Origin of the sequence: Mariniflexile fucanivorans (assembly GCF_004341235.1) — a bacterium.
Classification (GTDB): domain Bacteria; phylum Bacteroidota; class Bacteroidia; order Flavobacteriales; family Flavobacteriaceae; genus Mariniflexile; species Mariniflexile fucanivorans.
In genome coordinates, this window is sequence record NZ_SLUP01000006.1 from 18,842 (window position 1) to 37,490 (window position 18,649).

At 32.2% G+C, this 18,649-nt stretch carries 17 protein-coding genes; 11 read left to right on the plus strand and 6 right to left on the minus strand.

Annotated elements, in window-relative coordinates; all coding sequences use genetic code 11:
* The first annotated feature begins 112 nt into the window (after positions 1 to 112).
* Positions 113 to 1,372, plus strand: coding sequence for an aminotransferase class I/II-fold pyridoxal phosphate-dependent enzyme (locus tag EV196_RS12520; RefSeq protein WP_132218115.1), 1,260 nt, complete (start codon positions 113 to 115; stop codon positions 1,370 to 1,372).
* A 53-nt stretch (positions 1,373 to 1,425) separates the two neighbouring features.
* On the opposite strand, the gene EV196_RS12525 is transcribed toward EV196_RS12520, so the two are convergent.
* Positions 1,426 to 2,544, minus strand: coding sequence for a GNAT family N-acetyltransferase (locus EV196_RS12525; protein ID WP_132218116.1), 1,119 nt, complete (start codon positions 2,542 to 2,544; stop codon positions 1,426 to 1,428).
* Positions 2,545 to 2,565: 21 nt separating this feature from the next.
* Positions 2,566 to 3,561, minus strand: a complete 996-nt coding sequence (locus EV196_RS12530; RefSeq protein WP_132218117.1) for a transporter — start codon at positions 3,559 to 3,561, stop codon at positions 2,566 to 2,568.
* Positions 3,562 to 3,718: 157 nt separating this feature from the next.
* Between EV196_RS12530 and EV196_RS12535 the strand changes: the two genes are divergently transcribed.
* From EV196_RS12535 to EV196_RS12550, 4 genes are read left to right on the plus strand one after another with little or no spacing between them, the layout of a single operon-like run.
* Complete coding sequence (locus EV196_RS12535; protein ID WP_132218118.1) at positions 3,719 to 3,991, plus strand: DUF4834 family protein; 273 nt, start codon at positions 3,719 to 3,721, stop codon at positions 3,989 to 3,991.
* Between the two features lie 32 nt (positions 3,992 to 4,023).
* Positions 4,024 to 6,450: a YfhO family protein gene (locus EV196_RS12540; RefSeq protein WP_132218119.1), complete on the plus strand. Its 2,427-nt coding sequence runs from the start codon at positions 4,024 to 4,026 to the stop codon at positions 6,448 to 6,450.
* Positions 6,443 to 7,720, plus strand: coding sequence for a glycosyltransferase family 4 protein (locus tag EV196_RS12545; RefSeq protein WP_132218120.1), 1,278 nt, complete (start codon positions 6,443 to 6,445; stop codon positions 7,718 to 7,720). The genes EV196_RS12540 and EV196_RS12545 overlap by 8 nt, the downstream gene beginning before the upstream one ends.
* Positions 7,721 to 9,178 carry an oligosaccharide flippase family protein gene (locus EV196_RS12550; protein WP_132218121.1) on the plus strand — a complete coding sequence of 486 codons (1,458 nt, stop codon included), beginning with the start codon at positions 7,721 to 7,723 and terminating at the stop codon, positions 9,176 to 9,178.
* A gap of 117 nt (positions 9,179 to 9,295) precedes the next feature.
* Here EV196_RS12550 and EV196_RS12555 read toward each other — a convergent pair whose 3' ends face one another.
* Entirely contained in the window at positions 9,296 to 10,480 is a 1,185-nt protein-coding gene (locus EV196_RS12555; RefSeq protein ID WP_132218122.1) for a hypothetical protein, read from the minus strand.
* A 171-nt stretch (positions 10,481 to 10,651) separates the two neighbouring features.
* Here EV196_RS12555 and EV196_RS12560 point away from each other — a divergent pair, with 171 nt between their 5' ends.
* The 3 genes from EV196_RS12560 to EV196_RS12570 are packed head-to-tail and all read left to right on the plus strand — an operon-like array spanning position 10,652 to position 12,852.
* Positions 10,652 to 11,257: a TetR/AcrR family transcriptional regulator gene (locus tag EV196_RS12560; protein WP_132218123.1), complete on the plus strand. Its 606-nt coding sequence runs from the start codon at positions 10,652 to 10,654 to the stop codon at positions 11,255 to 11,257.
* 17 nt (positions 11,258 to 11,274) lie between these two features.
* On the plus strand, positions 11,275 to 12,012 hold the full coding sequence (locus EV196_RS12565) for an SDR family oxidoreductase (protein WP_317128018.1): 738 nt from the start codon (positions 11,275 to 11,277) through the stop codon (positions 12,010 to 12,012).
* A gap of 24 nt (positions 12,013 to 12,036) precedes the next feature.
* Complete coding sequence (locus tag EV196_RS12570) at positions 12,037 to 12,852, plus strand: DUF6503 family protein (protein WP_132218124.1); 816 nt, start codon at positions 12,037 to 12,039, stop codon at positions 12,850 to 12,852.
* 74 nt (positions 12,853 to 12,926) lie between these two features.
* Here the strand turns inward: EV196_RS12570 and EV196_RS12575 are convergent, their stop codons facing one another.
* A complete protein-coding gene (locus EV196_RS12575) occupies positions 12,927 to 13,373 on the minus strand; it encodes a hypothetical protein (protein ID WP_132218125.1) in 447 nt (148 codons plus the stop codon).
* A gap of 236 nt (positions 13,374 to 13,609) precedes the next feature.
* Positions 13,610 to 16,393, minus strand: a complete 2,784-nt coding sequence (uvrA, locus tag EV196_RS12580; RefSeq protein WP_132218126.1) for an excinuclease ABC subunit UvrA — start codon at positions 16,391 to 16,393, stop codon at positions 13,610 to 13,612.
* A gap of 272 nt (positions 16,394 to 16,665) precedes the next feature.
* On the opposite strand from uvrA, the gene EV196_RS12585 reads away from it, so the two are divergent.
* The gene (locus EV196_RS12585) at positions 16,666 to 17,250 is read left to right on the plus strand and encodes an RNA polymerase sigma factor (RefSeq protein ID WP_132218127.1); all 585 of its coding nucleotides are present in this window, start codon (positions 16,666 to 16,668) and stop codon (positions 17,248 to 17,250) included.
* A gap of 57 nt (positions 17,251 to 17,307) precedes the next feature.
* Positions 17,308 to 17,454 (plus strand): hypothetical protein, encoded by a 147-nt coding sequence (locus EV196_RS19935; protein WP_165876167.1) that lies wholly within the window; start codon positions 17,308 to 17,310, stop codon positions 17,452 to 17,454.
* 20 nt (positions 17,455 to 17,474) lie between these two features.
* On the opposite strand, the gene EV196_RS12590 is transcribed toward EV196_RS19935, so the two are convergent.
* Positions 17,475 to 18,140, minus strand: coding sequence for an endonuclease III domain-containing protein (locus EV196_RS12590; protein WP_132218128.1), 666 nt, complete (start codon positions 18,138 to 18,140; stop codon positions 17,475 to 17,477).
* Between the two features lie 32 nt (positions 18,141 to 18,172).
* On the opposite strand from EV196_RS12590, the gene bcp reads away from it, so the two are divergent.
* Entirely contained in the window at positions 18,173 to 18,625 is a 453-nt protein-coding gene (bcp, locus tag EV196_RS12595; RefSeq protein WP_132218129.1) for a thioredoxin-dependent thiol peroxidase, read from the plus strand.
* The last annotated feature ends 24 nt before the right edge of the window (positions 18,626 to 18,649 follow it).

Sequence of the window (18,649 nt, forward strand, 5' to 3'; positions counted from 1 at the left end):
AAGAGCTTTCAATCAATTTATTTAAACACGTAGCATTGTGTTTTTTAAATTTTTATATCGTTTCAAGTTGATAGTTAAGTCTTAATTTTAATAGCAATAAGATTTATAATAAATGAAAGATTTATTCGAAAAAATTTATAAAGACAAAGGCCCGTTAGGAAAATGGGCGTCTCAAGCTGAAGGATATTTTGTATTTCCAAAATTGGAAGGACATATATCAAACAGAATGAAGTTTCAAGGAAAAGACGTTATTACTTGGAGTATTAACGATTATTTAGGATTGGCAAATCATCCAGAAGTACGTAAAGTAGATGGTGAAGCTGGTTTAGCGTATGGTTCTGCGTATCCTATGGGAGCTCGAATGATGTCTGGTCACACAGATCTTCACGAAACACTTCAAAATGAGTTAGCGGAATTTGTTAGTAAAGAAGCTGCTTATTTATTGAATTTTGGATATCAAGGCATGGTATCTACTATTGATGCTTTAGTATCTAAAGATGATATTATTGTTTATGATGTTGATGCTCACGCTTGTATTATTGATGGTGTTCGTTTGCATATGGGTAAGCGTTTTACTTACAAACACAATGATATTGAAAGCTTAGAAAAGAATCTTGATAGAGCTACTAAAATGGCTGAACAAACCGGAGGTGGTATTTTGGTTATTTCTGAAGGTGTTTTTGGTATGCGTGGAGAACAAGGTAGACTTAAAGAAATTGCAGCTCTTAAGAAAAAATACAATTTTAGATTCTTAGTTGATGATGCACATGGTTTTGGTACACAAGGTAAAACAGGTGCAGGTACAGGTGAGGAGCAAGGTGTACAAGATGATATTGATGTTTACTTTGCTACGTTTGCAAAATCTATGGCTGGAACTGGTGCTTTTATTGCTGGTGACAAAGAAATCATGGATTATTTAAAATACAATCTTCGTTCTCAAATGTTTGCAAAATCATTGCAAATGCAATTAGTGGTAGGTGCTAGAAAGCGTTTAGAAATGCTTAAAACTATGCCAGAGCTAAAAGAAAAACTTTGGGAAAACACGAATGCTTTACAAAACGGACTAAAAGAAAGAGGTTTTGATATTGGAACAACACAAAGTTGTGTAACGCCTGTGTATTTAAAAGGTAGTATTCCAGAAGCTATGGCTTTGGTTAAGGACTTACGTGAAAATTTCGGAATATTCTGTTCTATAGTAGTTTATCCAGTAATACCTAAAGGATTAATCTTGTTAAGATTAATACCAACAGCTACACATACATTAGAAGATGTTTCCATTACTTTAGATGCTTTTGATGCTATTAGAGCACGTTTGGAAAATGGAACTTACCAACGCTTATCTGCCGCTGTAATGGCTGCTATGGGCGAATAATATAAAACTATATTTTATACAAAAAAGAGCTTCAATTTGAAGCTCTTTTTTTGTTATAAATTTTTTCTTAATGTTTTTCGGCGCGCATAAACAACTGGATCAAAATGTTTCCATATTTGATGTATTGCATGATTATCTTCTAATTCCGGCGTTCTAATACAAGTTTTAATGCCTTTCTCGGTAAACGTATTATAGTATTCATTAAAAATAACTGCATGAACGCCTTTGTTTTGGTATTCGGGATGAATACCAATTAAATAGAAAATAACATCTTTACTGTGCTTTTTAGCTTGTAAAATATGTCGGAAACCAAAAGGAAAAAGTTTTCCGTTCATTTTCTGTAAAGCTTTTGCAAAAGCCGGCATTACAATAGCAAACCCAATTAGTTTGTCATCTTTGTCAACAACAAATTTGATATATTCTGGGTTTATAAAACTGATGAATTTCTTTTTAAAATACTCTTTTTGAATCTCGGTGATCTCTACAAAAGAGGATAATGACGCATAACTTTCATTAAACAAATCAAACATTTTATCAGCATAAGGCATGACTTCAGATGTTTTGGTAAATTTTAAAGCTTTAATTTGATAGCGTTTTTTAATAAGTTCCTGTGCTTTAAAAAAGAATTCAGGTTTTACATTAGCAAAAGGAAATTCACTTTCTATATATGATTTTTCAACTACATAACCAGCCTGTTCATAATGCTTTATATAGTACGCATGATTATACCAGGTAACCATAGTTGATATATGCTCAAAACCTTCGGTCATAACCCCAACTTTATCTAAGTTGGAAAACCCAACAGGCCCTTCAGTGTACTCTAAATTATGTTCTTTCCCAATAATTTCTACTTTGTTTAAAAGTGCTTTTGATACTTCAAAATCATCAATAAAATCAAACCAACCAAAACGCATTTTTTTAATGCCTTGCTTATCAACTTCCAAGGAATTTATAATGGCAGCAACACGACCTACAATAACATTATCTTTATATGCCAAAAACAATTGTGCCTGAGCATCATTAAAAACGGGATTTTTTTTTGTGTCGAATGTTTTTATTTCTTCACTAATAATAGGAGGAACCCAATATTTTGAGTCTTTATAAAGTTTAAACGGAAATTTAACAAAAGCCTTTAAATCACTTTTTGTTTTTACTTCTTTTATTGAAATCATTAGTAGTTGGTAGTGAGTTTTTTAGTTGAAATTTTGGTCTTTTCTTTTATTTTTTTTATCATAGTTATCCATAACCTCAGTCGATTTTTTTGATTTTTTTGCACGTCGTTTTCCTTCGTCTTTAGCCGATGTGCCATTGTCTATTTCTTTGTCTTTATGGAAATCTAAACGGTAAGACATTCCCAAATTAACACCAAAAACAGAAGGTGTATCTTTTGTGTTTAGCGTTACAGCGGTATCTAATTGGAAATTTTTACTCCATAAATAGCCACCACCAAATCTAAACAAGTTGTCTGCATAAAAATCACTTTGTATGCCTTGGGTTTCTCCAAATACCACCCATTGCGAACTGAATGAATGTGTAAGTGTTAATATATATTGAAAGTCAGATTGATCCGTTCCAATTCTATCTTTAATAAAGTTCATTACAAATACCCAACCGCCGCTAAAATTATGTTGAGTAGCAATCATAACTTTTGGGCTAAAACCTTCAATTCCTTCATCGGTGTAGGGGTTGTTTTCAATATCATAATTAGCCCCCGCATAAATTGATACTGCGGGAATTAAGGTTTTCCATTTAAAGCGTTGGTTTGCTTTCCAACTGTATAAATTTGGCTTGTCTTCTCCTTTTTTATAAGGATCGTAAACCAAATATTTAGCTCCAACCGTTAAGAATTTAAAATTAGCACGATCGTCTTCGGCTGAAATACTAGTTGTATATGTTTTGGTATCACTTTGAAAAGCCCCTTCAATATTAAGTTCTAAAGGTTCCCATAGTAAGCCGTAACGTGCAGCAAAATCAACACCAAAACCATCAACTTTGTAACTGGCTGCTGGTGTTCGTTTTTCTTTAATCATATACGGGCCCACTTCAAATTGAACCACATTGGTGCCCACTGAAAAGGCACTTCTTGATACACCAGGTCTGTTGGAATTGATAACATCGGTATATTGCGAAAAGGCTTGCATAGTTACTAAACTTAGCACTAAAAATAGAGTAGATTTGATTGGGTTCATAACGGTGTTTTTAGTTATCGTAAATTATTTTTATTTACCAATGCTTAAAAAAATACTTACTTAAGGGTTTTCAAATATAGATATTTTATACTTTTTTTATCATTTTTGAACGTTTTTTAAACATATAGAATTGTATTTTTGCTAAAAATTATTTTTTATGTTGCAACAAGCATCTGTAACGGGTCTTTTAAGAGTCATATTAATTATCTTGCTTATTTATTATGGATTGAAGATTCTTTCAAGACTTTTTGCTCCCTTACTTTTAAAATTCTTAGCTAAAAAAGCTGAAGAAAAATTTGGTGGTCAATTTAACCAAAGATCGCAGCAGCAACCAAAAAAAGAGGGTGAAGTAACCATTGATAAAATGCCAAACACAAAAACTTCAAATAAAGATGTTGGTGAATATGTGGATTACGAAGAAATTGACTAATTTCACAACCATTCTTTTTTTAAAATAATTTCATGCAGTTTTCAATAAAAAAGCTACTTCCACACATTCTAGTTATTCTGGGATTTATTATTATTTCTTTAGCATATTTTAATCCCGTTTTACAAGGAAAACAAATTTTTCAAAGCGATATCATGCAATATATTGGCATGAGCAAGCAACAAAACGATTTTAGAGAAGCTACAGGCGAAGAAACTTATTGGACCAATAGTGCCTTTGCAGGTATGCCAACCTATCAATTAGGAGCAAAATATCCTCACAATTATATTAAAAAATTAGATTTAACACTTCGGTTTTTACCCCGACCAGCAGATTATTTATTTCTCTATCTATTAGGTTTTTATGTGCTGTTATTGGTGTTAAAAGTCGATTTTAAATTAGCAACTCTTGGGGCATTAGCTTTTGGTTTTTCTACCTATTTAATAATAATTTTAGGGGTGGGGCATAACAGTAAAGCGCATGCCATTGCTTATATGCCATTGGTTTTGAGTGGCATTTTGCTAACCTTCCAAAAACGTTATGTCGCAGGTTTTTTACTCACAACAATAGCTATGGGCCTTGAAATGGTCGCGAATCATTTTCAAATGACATACTATTTAATGATGTTGGTTGTTGTTTTGGGTATCGCTTATTTAATTGATGCATATAAAAAGAAAGAACTTCCACATTACTTTAAAACTGTGGGTATTTTAATGGTTGCCGTTATTTTAGGAATTGCGCTAAATGCAACCAATGTATTGGCTACCCAAGAGTATGTGAAAGAAAGTACCCGTGGAAAAAGCGAATTAACTATAAATCCTGATGGATCACCAAAAGAAGTGAGTTCTGGTTTGGATAGAGATTATATTACCCAATTTAGCTATGGATTTGCCGAAACGTTTAACTTATTTATTCCTCGCTTTATGGGCGGTGGCAATGGTGAAGATGTAGGGAAAGATTCTGCGACATATGAAGCTTTTAGAACGTTAGGAGCTACTACAACCCAAGCAGCACAAGAAGCGAAACGCGCGCCTATGTATTGGGGCGACCAGCCTATTGTAGAAGCACCAGCATATATTGGTGCTGTGGTGTTGTTTTTATTTGTGTTTGCTTTGTTTTTAGTTAGAGGCAGGTTGAAATGGTGGTTAGTTGGAGGTTCAATGTTGTCACTATTATTATCTTATGGAAAAAACTTAGGTTTTTTAACCGATTTCTTTATCGATTATGTGCCTATGTATAATAAATTTAGAGCCGTTACATCCATTCAAGTTATATTAGAATTATGTATTCCTGTGCTTGCGATATTCGGATTGGTAAAATTGTTTAACGATTTTGAAAAGAAAGAAGAAAAACTAAAAGCTTTAAAATATTCAGCTATAATAACAGGTGGTTTAGCCTTGTTATTTCTATTATTCAAATCTTCTTTATTTGATTTTGTTGGTGTGAATGATGGTTTTTATCGTCAGAATTACGGGGAAGCGTTTGTAGATGCTTTAAAAGAGGATAGAAAATCGATTTTCACCACCGATACTTTAAGAACTTTAATTTTAGTATTGTTTTCTGCGGGTGCTATTTATATGTACTTGAATAACAAACTGAAAGAAAAATGGGTTGTTGCTGTTTTAGGAATTCTTATTTTATTTGATTTGGTAGGTGTTGATAGACGCTACGTTAATAATGATGATTTTGTTTCGTCCATTGAAGTTAATAAACCATTCCAAGCGACTGAGATTGATAATTATATTTTAGAAGACAAAGGTTATTATAGAGTATTCGATTTGGTTGGTGGTGCTGCAAAACCATCGTATTTTCATAATTCATTGAATGGGTATAATGCTGCGGAATTAAAACGATACAGCGAATTGTTTGATTTTTATGTAGCCAAAAACAATATTAACGTGCTTAATATGCTTAACACGAAGTATATGATTGCGCAAGACAATGAAGGAAACTTATTTCCTTACAAAAACGATGAAGCCAATGGACATGCGTGGTTTGTGAAAGAATTAAAACCCATAACAACTGCAAATGAAGAAATTAAAGCTTTAGATAGTTTGGATAACAAAAACAAAGCAGTGTTTAATTCTGAAATTTATAAAAACTTAGAAACTAAATATTCTGTTGATTCTTTAGCTACAATAAAATTGGTTTCTTACAAGCCAAACTATTTAAAATATCAGTCTGATAACTCTAGCAAAGGATTTGTGGTGTTTTCTGAAATTTATTATGGCAATGGTTGGAAAACGTTTTTAGATGGTAAAGAAACAACACACATGCGTGTTAATTACACGTTGCGAGGTATGGAAGTTCCAGCAGGAAAACATACTATTGAGTTTAAATTCGATCCCGATGTTGTTAAAACGGGAAGTCGTATTGCGTTGGCAAGTTCCATTTTACTAGGGTTACTATTGGTAGGTGGTTTGTTTTTCGAGTTTAAAAAGAAATCTAAAGAAAGTGCGTAAAAAAGCACTCATAATAACTTATTATTGGCCACCTGCAGGAGGTCCTGGAGTACAGCGTTGGTTAAAATTCGTAAAATATTTACCCGATTTTAATATAGAACCTGTAGTTTATATTCCTGAAAATCCTAATTATCCTATTGTTGATGCTCATTTAAATACAGAAGTTTCAAGTAATCTTATTATTTTAAAACAACCCATTAAAGAACCTTATAAGTTAGCTGGTTTATTTTCAAAAAAAACATCAAAAACCATTAGCAAAGGCATTATTTCTGAAAAGAAAACCCAAAGTTTTGTTGAAAAAGTGATGCTTTATATTCGAGGCAATTATTTTATTCCTGATGCTCGTAAGGCTTGGGTAAAACCATCTGTAGCATTTCTTTTAGAATATATTTCAAAAGAAAACATTGAAATGATTATCACTACAGGTCCGCCACATAGTTTGCATCTAATTGGATTGCAATTAAAAGAACAGCTAGGAGTGAAGTGGATTGCCGATTTTAGAGACCCATGGACAACCATTGGATACCATAAAGAGTTAATGCTTACCGAAGCCTCAAAAGCAAAACATAAAGCTTTAGAAAAGCAGGTTTTAAATACCGCCAACCAAATTATTGTAACAAGTTTCACAACTAAAAAGGAATTTCAGCAATTAACAAACAAACCTATTGAGGTGATTACAAATGGTTATGATTACGAATCTGTAGCTCCGTTTGAAATGGATTCAAAATTCACTTTAGCACATATAGGTTCGTTGTTATCTAAACGAAATCCAGAAATTTTATGGCAAGTTTTAAGGGATTTAATCGCTGAAAACAAGTCTTTTTCAAAAGATTTCCAACTTGATTTTATAGGATTTATAAGCGAAAGTATACTTGAATCTATTAAAAATTACAATTTAAGTGATTATATAAATAAGATAGGATATGTATCACATAAAGAAGCTATTGTATTTCAAAAAAAATCACAAGTTTTATTATTAATTGAAATAGATTCAGAGGATACTAAGTGTATTATTCCAGGTAAATTATTTGAATATATGGTTTCCAATAGACCAATAATTGCAATCGGTCCAAACGATTCCGATGTTGAAAAAATAATTAAAGAAACCAACACGGGACACTACTTTAATTATCAGAATTATGATTCTTTAAAAACTGTTATCTTAGAGCATTATAATTCATATCAAAAAAACACATTACAAGTACACCCCATTGGGTTACAAAAATACAGCCGGAAATCACTCACAGAAACATTATCGAAATTATTATAAATGGGTATTGTAACATCACAATCTTTTAAGAACACGGTTTCAACCTATTTAGGTTTTGGTATTGGTGCACTTAATACCTTATTCTTATACACTTATTTTATTTCCGATGTTTATTATGGTTTGGTGGCTTTTATTTTATCTACAGCCAATATTGTAATGCCGTTAATGGCTTTTGGTGCTCATAATACCATTATAAAATTCTATTCGTCTTTTAAAACAAAAAATTCCCTCAATAGCTTTTTAACATTGATGCTGTTTTTGCCTCTAGCCATGATTATTCCTGTTAGCTTAATTGGTGTTTTTACTTATGAAGCTATTGGTGAGTTGTTATCACAAAAAAACGAGATTGTTAAAGGTTATGTGTGGTACATTTTTGTTTCGGCAGTAGCCATGGCGTATTTCGAAGTGTTTTTTGCATGGTCTAAAACGCAATTGCAAACGGTGTTTGGTAACTTTATGAAAGAAGTATTTCATAGAGTAGGCGTCATGCTTTTATTGTTTGCTGTGTATTTCAAATGGCTTGATGTAGAACAATTTGTTGTGGGCGTGGTTTGGGTTTACATTATCAGAATGATTATTATGAAATTCTACGCCTTCACCATCAAATTCCCTGTGTTAAAGTTTTACAGAATAGAAGGATTGAGTGCTATTTTAAAATACTCATCACTTATTATTATAGCGGGTTCTATTGCGACTATTATTTTGGATATCGATTCGTTTATGTTGGGCATGTATATCCCAATTCAAGAAGTAGCTTATTATGGTGTTGCCATATATATTGCAACGGTTATTGTAGTGCCATCACGCTCTATGCAGCAAATTCTTCAACCATTAACAGCACAATATTTAAACGATAAAAACAAAGTAGCGCTCAACGATTTATATGTAAGAAGTTCACAGACCTTGTTTATTATTGGTGGATTCATCTTTATAATTATCATCATAAACATAAACACTTTATACCTTTTAATTCCTAAAGAATTTAGTAATGGACTTTTAGTAGTGTTTCTGGTGGGGATAGCGAAACTTTACGATTGTTTGATGGGTTGTAATAATGTGGTATTATTTAATAGTGATTATTACAGAATGGTGCTGTTATTTGGTGTTGTTTTAACTATTTTAACCATATTTCTAAACATTTTATTTATTCCCTTGTATGGAATTAATGGGTCGGCATTTGCTACATTTTTAGCTATTTCTATTTATAATACGATTAAAATTTATTTTGTTAAAGTGAAGTTTAACATGATGCCTTTTAATAAAGATACCGCCAAAGTTTTAGGGTTGATTGTGTTGAGTGTTTTACTTTTTTACTTTTGGGAATTTCCTTTTCATCCTATTATAAATATAGCTTTAAAATCGTTATTAGCAACCTTCGTTTATGTTCTAATTGTTTTGAAGCTGAATGTTTCCGAAGACATTTCAGGAGTTATTAGAAAGTATTTGAAACTTAAGTAATCGCCTTTTTCTAAAAAAGAGATTCCCACTTTCGTTGGAATTAAAAACAGAAACCCCCGCAATGTTGCTTTGAGGCAAACTTATTGCAGGGATTTCCAAACTAACCAACCAAACTTGTTATGATCTTCTTCTTGATGTAGATTCAGATCTTGTATTATTATCTCCAGAATTACTTCTACTTTGTGTAGCCATTGGCTTGCCTTGAGTAGATCTAGTAACAGTACGACTTTCTGTTGTTCTTGTTGTACGCTGTGCTACATTAGGTGTGCTTCGGGTTGTGCTATTGCTTTTAGTATATGTACGAGTATTATTGTTATTTGGTTTTTGTGTAACAGTGTTTTCTCTTGTGCGTTTTACATCATTTGTTCTTGTATTGTTATTTTGAATAACGGTTCTGTTATTACCGGTTTCTCTTGTTCTTATAACATCATTACTTCTGTAATTGTTATTTCTTGAATCATTGCTTCTAGAAACCGAATTATTTCTAGAATTATCAATTCTGTTTACTACTTCAGAATTTCTATTATTATTGTCACGTCTACCAATGTCATTTCTCGAAGTTTCATATCTATTAAAAGCTACATTTCTATTAATTTGAGTTACGTTTCTAGAACTTCTGTTTACGGTTGCATAATCTCTATTTCTTGAAATAGTTTCACCACGTCTGCTATAAACAGCAGTTTTAGGTCTGTGGTTGTTATAAAAAGGTCTAGAGTAGGTATAACGAACAGGCGTATAATACTGTCTGTATGGCCTGTTGTAAACTACACGGTAATTATATGCAGGTATGCTATAATAATTATGCCAAGGTCTGTAAATATAGTTTCTGTTATAAACATTTATATAGCCAGTACAGTATGAAAACACATTATAATTGTTGTAATGAACATATAGACCACCTACACGGTTTACATAACCATTGTTGTTGTAATTAATATTTACATTTCCAACTTGTGTAATACGTCCATAATAATCATAATATAATGGTGTGTTTTCTATTTGAATAATGGCACCATATTCATCGTATTGCACATATGCGTTATAATCGTAACCAGAGTTAAAACTGATATTTACATGAGGCGAACCAATGGAGACATTTAAGTTGGAATTACCTCTTAAAATATTAAAATCGAATTGTCCATCAGGGAAAACTGAAAACTCAATACCATCTTCAACAAAAATGAATGAGTTACCATATCCTCTGTTATTAATCGTATTTGTATTGTCGGTAATATTTGTGGCTGCATTAACGGTGAATCCGGTAAGGATTAAACCTGCTAATAAGAATATAAACTTTTTCATGATTGTGGGTATTAATTGTTATACGATTAGATAATTACAAACAGCGTGCCAAAAATGTTAGGCACATATTAAGTTGCTGATAATCAGTTATATTTATGTTTTTTGATAGGAGATAGGTTAAATAAAACACAAAACATACTAGTTAGTATCTTTTTTAAATACCTTTGCAGGATGCAACAAGATTTAAAGTCGGAGCTTACTAAACAAGTCATTATTGATGAAGCATTTCGTCTATTTCATGAAAATGGATTTAAAACCACGAGTATTGATAAAATAATGATAGCCACTAAACTTACCAAAGGCGCATTTTATCATCATTATAAAAGCAAAAAGGAATTAGGGCTAGAAGTTATAAGTTCAAAATTGCAAAGTAGGGTACATCAAGCTATGATAGAACCATTGGGCGAACTTGGGGATGTGTTTAATGTTTTGGAAAATACATTTTTGCACCGCATTAAAACCTTTTCATTATATGATAAGCAACATGGTTGCCCTATGAATAATCTTATTAATGAGATTGGTGATTTTGAAATAGCCTACCAATTTGCTTTAAAAAATATTATAGAGTCCTGGAAATTAGCATTAATAAAATTGATTGAAAGTGGGAAAAAGGAAGGTGTTATTCATGAATATATTTCAAGTAGTGCTGTGGCAGTGTTTTTAATTAGTGCTTTTGAAGGTATTCGAGGTATTAGAAAATTGTATGATGACGATCTGATTCTTGATGAATACATCTCAGGATTGGCATTATATTTAAAACAATTAAAAAAAGTTTAGTAATTCCTAAAAATAACATGATGAAATTAGAAAACAAAGTTATTCTCGTAACAGGTGCTTCCAAAGGCATAGGAAAAGAAATTGCGATCCTTCTAGCTAAAAATGGTGCTAAAGTGATTGTAAATCATTCCAATAGTGAAAAAGAAGCGAATGAAACAGTAAGAACCATAATAAATAATGGAGGTAGCGCCATTGCTGTAAAGGCAGATGTAAGTAATAGGGAAGAGGTTACACACTTGTTTGACAAGGCTATTGAAACCTATGGTAGAATAGATGTTTTAGTCAACAATGCCGGTGTGATGATTTCCAAAAAAATAAAAGATAATACACAGGAAGATTTCACTAAACAATTTGATGTGAATGTTAGAGGAATTTTCAATACGTTACAAGAAGCCGATAAAAAATTAGCCGATAATGGAAATATTATTAATTTCTCATCGAGTACCGTAAAATTAATGTTTCCAACCTATGCATTATATTCAGCATCAAAAGCAGCGGTTGAGCAAATGACGCGTGTGTTTTCAAAAGAAATAGGCAGAGGAATTTCCGTAAATGCATTAGCTCCAGGAGCTACAGAAACTGAATTATTTTTAACAGGAAAATCACAAGAAACTATTGATAAATTAGGAGCTATGACGGCATTTGATAGAATTGCAAAACCTATTGATATTGCACGTGTTGTATTGTTTTTGTCAAGTGATGATTCAAAATGGATATCTGGACAAGTAATAGGCGCGAATGGTGCTTTGGTTTAATTTTAATAACTAAAATTATATAATATGAAATTTACTTTATTATCAACTATTTTTTTAAGTGTATTCTTTCTGTCTTGTAAAGACAAAAAAGAGTCCGAAACAGTTCTAGAACCTATACCAACCTATAAAAATAAAGGTCAAGAATTGGTATATAACATGGTTGAAAAAGTAGGCAATTATCAAACATTACTTAAAAAAAAGGACGTTGTTTATACTTATACCTATCTAACACCAGATGGAAAAATAGATGTTTCAACAGAAAAATATTTATTTAAAGGTGAATTGTCTTACGGCGCCTACAACAAGCATGAACGCACGTTTCCTGATTTAGAAGGGGTTATTGAGCAGGGTTATGATGGTAATGAGTATTGGCTGAAGCATAATGGTGAAATTTTAACGGATAGCGTTCGATTGAAACGTGTCGCCTTCAACCGACCTACTAATTTTTATTGGTTTGCCATGTTTCAAAAATTAATGGATCCAGGTTTGAATTATGAATATATTGGAGAAAAAACAATAAATAATAAAGTATACGAGGTTGTTAAAATCACTTTTCAATCCATTAATGATAAGCCTACGGATATTTATCAGCTTTATATTAACAAAGAAACCTTATTAGTAGATCAATTCCTGTTTACTGTAGCAGATTTTGGGGCTATGGAAATTCCGAATTTGATGAAACTTGAATACGAAGAAGTAGAAGGCATGTTAATTCCAACAAAACGCCAATACAAAAAATCTACTTGGAATGCCGATGTAAATGAAGAACCATGGATCAATGTAACTTGGACTGATATTAAATTTAATAATGGGTTGACTATTAGCGACTTTGAAAAATAAATTATAAATATAAAACCCCAAATAAAAAGTTTATTTGGGGTTTTTATTAATTGATAAAATCGATTTTTCCCTAATCAATAAAGATCATCATATGTGTTAAGCGATTTCATGATGTCCTCATAAAATATGATTGCACGCATTAAGTTTTTGGTGTCTGAATAAGGTAGAATTACTTTTTCAAATTCTAAAGTATTTTCAACATAATCATCCGTATTCTCTATTTGATTTTCAAGTGCTTTTATGTTTTCATTTGTACTAGGGATACCAAGAGTAGTCATAGTAGCTCCTGGTTTTGTTGCAAGTGCTAAATAAGGTATGGCATTAGTTAAGGCTTGAATTCTTTCTGTGTATAGATGTAGTAATTCTCCTTTAGGCAGCTTTTCTAATTCATCTATTTGATGATATTTGTTAATTTGCACTTTTGGGCTTATAATACTTTTTTGTTCATCTTTTTTTTGAGCAAAAGTGAAACCTGTAGCTATAATAAAGCAAAAAGTGATTAGAGTAATTTTTATTTTCATAATTTAAATATTTAATATTTGCCTACTCTTTTAGCTTTTCGGCGTACGCTATTGCAAAGTAGTTTTCAAGATGCGTGCCAAAAATATTTTTAGATATTTGAAAGTGGGTTAATTTCGACGTTAGGGGGAATTAAATAGTTTAAAGGTATAAAATGATTAAGATTCACCGTGAAAGATGTCTCAATTTCGCCTCTTTATGAAGGGAAAGAAATATATAATAAGAATGATTCTGTTTGTTAAAGTTTATCTTTTAAGTATTTGCCAGTTTCCGAAGCTTTTACTTTAACAACAGCTTCAGGTGTGCCCGTAGCAACCAAATTCCCGCCATTTTCACCACCAGTTGGTCCTAAATCGATAATATGATCGGCACATTTAATAAGTTCCAAATTATGCTCTACAACAATAATGGAATGTCCGTTTTTAATTAAGGCGTAAAATGATTTTAATAATTTTTGAATGTCATGAAAATGCAAGCCCGTAGTAGGTTCATCAAAAATAAAAAGAGCATTATCTTTATTAGCACCTTTTCCTAAAAAGGTTGCCAATTTTATACGTTGCGCCTCGCCACCAGAAAGGGTAGACGAACTTTGTCCCAATGTAACATAGCCCAAACCAACATCTTGAAGCGGTTGTAATTTGGTTTTTATTTTTGTTTGTTTGTTAGCTTCAAAAAATGTGATGGCATCATCAATGGTTAGATTTAAAATATCATCAATGTTTTTATTTGCAAACGTGACTTCAAGTACTTCTTTTTTAAAGCGTTTTCCTTTGCAGGTTTCACATTCTAAATGCACATCTGCCATAAATTGCATTTCAATGGTTACTTCACCTTCACCTTTGCAAGTCTCACAGCGTCCGCCATCTACGTTAAAAGAAAAGTGTTTCGCTTGGTAGTTACGAATGTTGCTTAATTTCTGGTTTGCAAACAACGCCCGAATATCATCATAAGCTTTAATATAAGTTACCGGATTGGAGCGAGAAGACCTTCCAATAGGGTTTTGGTCAACAAATTCAATATGTTTTATATTGCTGAAATTACCCTCTAAACTCGAAAACTGACCAGGTTTATCGGAGAAATCGGTTAGCTTTTTTTGAAGTGCAGGAAATAATATTTTTTTAATTAAGGTACTTTTTCCGCTCCCAGAAACACCTGTAATAACAGTTAACATGCCTAAAGGAAAACGAACATCGATATTTTTTAGGTTGTTTTCACGAGCACCAATAATATCAATATAATATTTTGAAGTTCTTCGGGTTTTAGGAACTTCAATTTTTAATGTTTCATTTAAATATTGAGCAGTTAATGAATTTGAAGCAAGAATATCCTTAAAAGTACCTTGAGCAACCAATTCGCCGCCAAAAGTACCAGCTTCCGGACCTATATCTATAATGGTGTCGGCAGCTTTCATAATATCTTCATCGTGTTCCACAACAATAACGGTATTTCCTAAATCGCGTAATTGTTTCAAAACCACAATTAAGCGTTCCGTATCTTTTGGGTGCAAGCCAATACTCGGTTCATCTAAGATATACATCGAACCCACCAAACTACTACCTAAAGAAGTAGCGAGGTTAATACGCTGACTTTCACCACCAGAAAGCGTATTGGACCTTCTGTTTAGTGTTAAATAATCTAACCCAACGTTTGCTAAAAATGATAAACGGTTATTAATTTCTTTTAATAGACGGTTCGCTACTTGTGTATCGTAATCATTTAGCTCTAATAGATTGAAGAAGTTTGCCAATTTATTTAACGGCATTTCTACTAAATCGGTGATGGTAGCATCTCCAACCTTTACATAATTAGCTTCAACTCTTAAACGTTTACCATTACAGGCTTTACATTTGGTTTTTCCGCGGTAACGCGATAACATTACACGGTTTTGAATTTTATAGGCTTTAGCTTCTAATTCGGCGAAAAACGAATTTAAACCTTCAAAATGTTTGTTGCCATCCCAAATAAGTTGCTTTTGTGCATCGGTTAACTGAAAGTAAGGTTTGTGAATGGGAAAATCGAATTTATGGGAGTTATTAACCAATTGATCTCTAAACCAACTCATGCTTTCACCACGCCATGGAAAAATTGCATTATCATAAACTGAAAGTCCGGTATTTGGAATCACTAAATCTTCATCAATGCCAATAATATCACCATAGCCTTCACATTTTGGACAAGCGCCATATGGATTGTTAAAACTGAATAAATGAACATTTGGTTCTAAAAAAAGAATACCATCTGCTTCAAATTTATTACTAAATGAACGCTGTTTGTTATCACTTAATGTTTCGATTAAACATTCGCCTTTACCTTCAAAAAAAGCTGTTTGAATCGCATCTGCAAGTCGGTTTTGAAAGTCTTCTTCATCTTTATAAATAATCCTATCTACAACCAATAAAATAAAGTCTTTCTTATCAAAAGCACCCACTCCATCTATTCTAACAACGGCATCATTAACTTTAATCCTAGCATATCCTTGTTGGTGTAAGACTTTAAGTTTGTCTTCCATAGTGCGTCCGTTTTCTAAATAAATAGGAGCGAGGAGCAGTAGTTTTTCACCTTCTTTAAATGTTTTTAAATAGTTTAAAACATCAGTTACTGTGTCTTTTTTAACTTCCAAACCAGAAATAGGCGAATAGGTTTTTCCAATTCTAGCGAACAGTAATTTTAAGTAATCGTAAATTTCGGTAGTGGTACCAACTGTAGAGCGTGGATTGGTAGAATTTACCTTTTGCTCAATAGCAATGGCAGGTGCAATACCTTTTATATAATCTACTTTGGGTTTGTTAAGTCGGCCTAAAAATTGGCGCGCATAACTCGATAAACTTTCAACATAGCGTCTTTGGCCTTCTGCATATAGCGTATCAAACGCCAAACTTGATTTTCCAGAGCCTGATAAACCTGTAATAACCACTAATTTGTTTCTGGGTATCACGACATCAATATTTTTTAAATTGTGCAGTTTTGCACCTTTTATAATGATGTTTTCTTTCGGGTTTACTTCGGAAATGTTAGTAGTCATAGGTTTTTAAAGGAATAATTTTGCAAAGATACTATAACAATTACGAATTATGAATTTCGAATTAAAAATGAAAGAAAAAAAGTAGTAAGCAACGACCAAAAATCAATTAAATTATAAATAATTTAAAATAATTTTGTTTTTTCGGAATGATTATTGGTATATTTGATTCTATTAATCAATACTTTAAACACCTAACGCTTATAGCAAAACATTACTTTTAGACTAATAACCCCAAGCAGAGAACCATTTCTATGCCCTAAAAAGTAATGATTATGCAATACGAACTAATAGAAGACGCTACGTTAGTTAGCAGTTATATTAAAGGTGATGAGAGTGCCTTAGAAATTCTTATTAATAGGCACAAACAAAAAATTTACAGTTTTATATATTCTAAAGTTTATGATAGAGATGTTGCTGAAGATATTTTTCAGGACACTTTTATTAAGGTAATTCGCACCTTAAAACGAGGTGCTTATAACGAAGAAGGCAAATTTTTGCCTTGGGTTATGCGAATTTCACATAATTTGGTAATTGACTTTTTTAGAAAGAACAACAGAATGCCAAAATTTGCCAATACCGATGAATTTAATATTTTTTCTGTGCTAAGTGACAATAGCTTAAATGCAGAAAACAGTATTATTAAAGAACAAGTAGAAACAGATGTAAGGCGTTTGGTTGAAGAACTGCCCGAAGACCAAAAAGAAGTGTTGTTAATGCGTATTTATGAAGATTTAAGTTTTAAAGAAATATCAGACAAAACGGGTGTTAGTATTAATACGGCATTGGGGCGGATGCGTTATGCATTAATCAACCTTAGAAAAATTATAGAAAAGCATAATATAATTTTAACGAATTAGTGCAATAAAGTAAATTTAGCTGCGTTAATAAATTAAATTCACCCTTAAATTATTAAAATGGCAAAAATTTACTCTGAAAATTCTATTAAAAATTTGAACGAACTTGAACCGAGAAAAGAAACGGTTAATTTTATTTTAAATTACTCAAAAGCTTTAAGTGTTATAAATTGTAATAAAATGAAGTTTGAAGCGCTTCTAAACTGAGTAGTGAAAAGCCCTGGCAATTATTTGTTAGGGCTTTTTAATTTATAATAATCATTAATTACAGATTGCCTACCAATAGTTTTTGTAATAATATCTTTTTCCAAATCCCATCCACGAGCAGGAGAATATTCTCTGCCATACCAAATAATTTGAAGGTGTAAATCGTTCCAGATTTCTTCAGGAAATAGACGTTTAGCATCTTTTTCTGTTTGCACTACATTTTTACCATTTGTTAAATTCCAACGATACATAAGTCTGTGTATATGTGTATCAACAGGAAACGCAGGCACTCCAAAGGCTTGTGACATCACAACACTAGCGGTTTTATGGCCAACAGCAGGCAACGCTTCTAAAGCCTCAAAACTTTTAGGTACTTCACCATTGTGCTCTTCAATTAAAATTTTTGAAAGTCCATAAATACCTTTGCTTTTCATTGGTGAAAGTCCACAGGGTTTTATGATTTCTCGAATTTCTTCAACCGAAAATTTTACCATATCGTATGGGTTGTCTGCCTTTTTGAATAATAGAGGTGTAATTTGATTGACGCGAACATCGGTACATTGCGCTGAAAGTAAAACAGCTACTAAAAGTGTATAAGGATCTTTATGATCCAACGGAATAGGGATGGTTGGATAAATTTCCTTAAGAGTTTTAATTACAAATTCTACCTTATTTTCCTTTGTCATGTTGTATTTTTGTTAAAATCAAAGTTACTATTATGAACACATTAAAACAAGGCGACCAAGTACCAAATTTTGAAGTATTTGATGAACAAGGAAATGTTATAAAATTATCTGATTATAAAGGAAAAAAGTTAATTGTTTTCTTTTATCCAGCAGCTAGTACACCAACTTGTACTGTTGAAGCTTGCAATTTGCGTGATCATTATAAGGAATTGTCTGATGCTGGCTATGAAATACTAGGTGTGAGTGCTGATACTCAGAAAAAACAATCAAATTTTAAAAATAAGCATGAATTTCAATACCCTTTGATTGCTGATGTAGATAAAGTTATGATTAATGCCTTTGGAGTTTGGGGTCCTAAGAAATTTATGGGACGTACTTTTGATGGTATCCATCGTAAAACATTTGTTATTAATGAAGCAGGTGTGGTAGATCGTGTTATTGATGCTGTAAAAGCAAAAATTCACGCAGCCCAAATACTAGAATAAAAAAAAACCTTCTTGAGTTAAAGA

Excerpts from the sequence above, each read along its gene's own strand:
- EV196_RS12560 (WP_132218123.1), top strand. The coding sequence starts at position 10,652 with ATGCAACAAGATTTAAAGTCGGAGCTTACTAAACAAGTCATTATTGAT.
- EV196_RS12570 (WP_132218124.1), top strand. The coding sequence starts at position 12,037 with ATGAAATTTACTTTATTATCAACTATTTTTTTAAGTGTATTCTTTCTG.
- uvrA (WP_132218126.1), bottom strand. The coding sequence starts at position 16,393 with ATGACTACTAACATTTCCGAAGTAAACCCGAAAGAAAACATCATTATA.
- EV196_RS12525 (WP_132218116.1), bottom strand. The coding sequence starts at position 2,544 with ATGATTTCAATAAAAGAAGTAAAAACAAAAAGTGATTTAAAGGCTTTT.
- EV196_RS12575 (WP_132218125.1), bottom strand. The coding sequence starts at position 13,373 with ATGAAAATAAAAATTACTCTAATCACTTTTTGCTTTATTATAGCTACA.
- EV196_RS12590 (WP_132218128.1), bottom strand. The coding sequence starts at position 18,140 with ATGACAAAGGAAAATAAGGTAGAATTTGTAATTAAAACTCTTAAGGAA.
- bcp (WP_132218129.1), top strand. The coding sequence starts at position 18,173 with ATGAACACATTAAAACAAGGCGACCAAGTACCAAATTTTGAAGTATTT.
- EV196_RS12555 (WP_132218122.1), bottom strand. The coding sequence starts at position 10,480 with ATGAAAAAGTTTATATTCTTATTAGCAGGTTTAATCCTTACCGGATTC.
- EV196_RS12520 (WP_132218115.1), top strand. The coding sequence starts at position 113 with ATGAAAGATTTATTCGAAAAAATTTATAAAGACAAAGGCCCGTTAGGA.
- EV196_RS12550 (WP_132218121.1), top strand. The coding sequence starts at position 7,721 with ATGGGTATTGTAACATCACAATCTTTTAAGAACACGGTTTCAACCTAT.
- EV196_RS12565 (WP_317128018.1), top strand. The coding sequence starts at position 11,275 with ATGATGAAATTAGAAAACAAAGTTATTCTCGTAACAGGTGCTTCCAAA.
- EV196_RS12530 (WP_132218117.1), bottom strand. The coding sequence starts at position 3,561 with ATGAACCCAATCAAATCTACTCTATTTTTAGTGCTAAGTTTAGTAACT.
- EV196_RS12585 (WP_132218127.1), top strand. The coding sequence starts at position 16,666 with ATGCAATACGAACTAATAGAAGACGCTACGTTAGTTAGCAGTTATATT.
- EV196_RS19935 (WP_165876167.1), top strand. The coding sequence starts at position 17,308 with ATGGCAAAAATTTACTCTGAAAATTCTATTAAAAATTTGAACGAACTT.
- EV196_RS12535 (WP_132218118.1), top strand. The coding sequence starts at position 3,719 with ATGTTGCAACAAGCATCTGTAACGGGTCTTTTAAGAGTCATATTAATT.
- EV196_RS12540 (WP_132218119.1), top strand. The coding sequence starts at position 4,024 with ATGCAGTTTTCAATAAAAAAGCTACTTCCACACATTCTAGTTATTCTG.